Below are 2,416 nucleotides of genomic sequence, written 5' to 3' on the forward strand. Positions count from 1 at the left end.
CACATGCTTCATCATTTGTTGATATTTTACCATATAATCCATTTCTTGTTCGCCAAAGGTTTTGAAAAAGTGAACAAGTATTGTCTAGATAGAAAGATTCAGGATGATTTTGGTAATGCATATTTAGTAATATTTGATCATTTCCAATTTGGTGTTCCTTTTCCATTTTTAATAGCCTCTCAAATAGGGTGATCAAACTTCCTGAGTAACCCATTAATAGTCCCATGCAAGGCCTGCTATAATCATACTTGCCAATTCTTTTTGTTTCCAAGGGATGTAAATCTTGATAATTCATTTGTTCATCTGCGATTCTTTGCATCCATTTTTGATTTGGAAAATACCGTTGTCCTGATAAAACTATGGGTTTATTTATTTCTCTAAATTTAGTTAACATTTCTGTTGAGGAGCCAACTACTATCACATCGTAACCATCCACACAGGTAATGATTTCATCTGATGGAATTTTCTTAAGTTCCTCAACGTATAGGCGAAGTCTTCCAATGAGTCCTTTCCAGGGTAAGTCCCATCCCAATACTTTTAATTCGTAGCCCCACTCTTGGGAGGTTTGTTTTAAGAGGGCAAAATATCCAGCATTATTGGTGGCAATAGTTAATATTCTCATATCTTTTCTCTTCCAAAGAAGTATTATGATATTCATGTTTTTTATTGGATTTTCAAAGGGATACGGGGCAAAAAGTTAATCGACTTTTAAACAACCTAAGAAACCTTTAACCAGGGCGAAATGGAGGGGATTTGTATTAGGGAGGCTATCATTTAATAACCAGAGAAATATAGAAGGTTGAAGAATTTAAGAAAAAGACATGGAAATAATTTCCATGGAAAATAAATTTTCTTATGTTTGTAGTGAAATATTGAAACATGGCAAATATAGACCAGGAAGTAAAAACGAAATTCACCAATAATAAACATAGGTTTCTGACTAACCTAGTGTTTACGGCTAACTGGTTTAATAACATGTTTGTTGAGTTTTTGAAGCCCTATGGTATTTCACCTCAGCAATTCAATATTTTAAGAATATTAAGAGGAGCGAATGACTGGGTAAGCATGAATGATATTAAAGCATTGATGGTTGATAAGTCACCAAATGCTACCCGATTGTCGGATAAGTTATTGGAAAAGGAGCTTGTAGAACGTAAAAGAAGTGAACAGGATAGGCGTGTGGTTTATTTAGCTCTTTCAAAGAAAGGAGAGGAGCTATTAGAAGCAATTGATAAATCTGACAACAGCAGGCATATGGAAGTGGAAGATAGAATTACTGAAGAAGAAGCCAAGCAGTTTAGTGACATTTTAGATAAAATAAGAGGTTAAAAAAATTTAAAATAAAATTTTCCATGGAAAATAATTTCATGTAAATAAATTAAATTTAATCAATTAAAATAAAACGTTATGAAAAAGAGAGATACTATTATTTACAGAGTGGTTACCGTTTTGTTTTCTTTACTCATGTTAATGAGTGCAGGAATGTATTTTGCGCAGTATGAAATGGTTAGTAAGGTCTTTCTGGATTTGGGATATCCCACACATATCATTTATCCCTTGGCCATTGCTAAACTGTTAGGGCTTGTGGCTATTTGGACCAACAAATCCAGAATGTTAAAAGAATGGGCTTATGCAGGTTTTGTTTTTGATCTATTATTGGGAGTTGGGGCTCATTTGAACATTAGTGATGGAGGTCATTATCCTGCCATGATTGGGCTATTTTTGGTTGGGGTTTCTTACTCTTATAGCCGAAAGTTAAATAGTAAATCAAAGTAAACAAAGGAAACAAAAAGGCTAAGGGTATATGAAATAACTCTTAGCTTGACTTTAGCCTTTAGACTCTACGATAGACCAGAAATAAAAGAATGTAGCAATAGATTTGGGTGGAGATTAGAAATAGGAAGAAGAACAAAAAATACTAAAGCATTTTTGCCTGAATCTATTAATTAGGTAGAAGAAAGAAGTTTTGATTGGGCTAATTTCCTTATTAGAATGCTACAAGATGAAGAAACAACAGCCTCTTCGCATGCTTTGAATTGGTTGGCATTTTCAATTATTATCTTTAATAGAATCGAATTTTAAAATTTAAACAAGCTCTGAGCATAAAAAGTAACCTTAATAATTTTTTAATTAATAGCTATACCGTTAAAATGATTTAATTTCCAGAGTATTAGAAAGTGCCCATTTATTATTTTCTCCTCAATTCCCAAAGCTGTTCTAATTCCCCGAAATAGCCAATTCCTATAGGGCCATTATTTAATTTCCGACAATAGATGAATTTTAATGGCCGGTTTCTTCTGTTCCCTTAATACTTTTTGTGGGAATTGAAGAGATAACTCTTCAATTAACTAATCACCACAGCTATCGATCCGAAAAGGTTGTAGGCTGGCAAAAGACAGGATGTATTCTTCCTGCT

General features: G+C 33.4%; 3 protein-coding genes. 2 read left to right on the forward strand and 1 reads right to left on the reverse strand.

Translation table 11 applies throughout. From position 1 onward, the window contains the following. A partial coding sequence (locus E1171_RS02785) for a glycosyltransferase domain-containing protein (RefSeq protein WP_187696209.1) occupies positions 1-622 on the reverse strand: 622 nt, incomplete at its 3' end. A 257-nt stretch (positions 623-879) separates the two neighbouring features. Between E1171_RS02785 and E1171_RS02790 the strand changes: the two genes are divergently transcribed. Both E1171_RS02790 and E1171_RS02795 read left to right on the forward strand, forming a co-directional pair. Then, positions 880-1,329: a MarR family winged helix-turn-helix transcriptional regulator gene (locus E1171_RS02790; RefSeq protein ID WP_155203863.1), complete on the forward strand. Its 450-nt coding sequence runs from the start codon at positions 880-882 to the stop codon at positions 1,327-1,329. Positions 1,330-1,407: 78 nt separating this feature from the next. Next, positions 1,408-1,776, forward strand: coding sequence for a DoxX family protein (locus tag E1171_RS02795; protein ID WP_155203865.1), 369 nt, complete (start codon positions 1,408-1,410; stop codon positions 1,774-1,776). Positions 1,777-2,416 lie beyond the last annotated feature (640 nt).

It is taken from the genome of Xanthovirga aplysinae, from assembly GCF_009711365.1.
Lineage (GTDB): Bacteria > Bacteroidota > Bacteroidia > Cytophagales > Cyclobacteriaceae > Xanthovirga > Xanthovirga aplysinae.

Coding starts and splice junctions, on each gene's coding strand:
- E1171_RS02790 (WP_155203863.1), top strand. CDS start 880: ATGGCAAATATAGACCAGGAAGTAAAAACGAAATTCACCAATAATAAA.
- E1171_RS02795 (WP_155203865.1), top strand. CDS start 1,408: ATGAAAAAGAGAGATACTATTATTTACAGAGTGGTTACCGTTTTGTTT.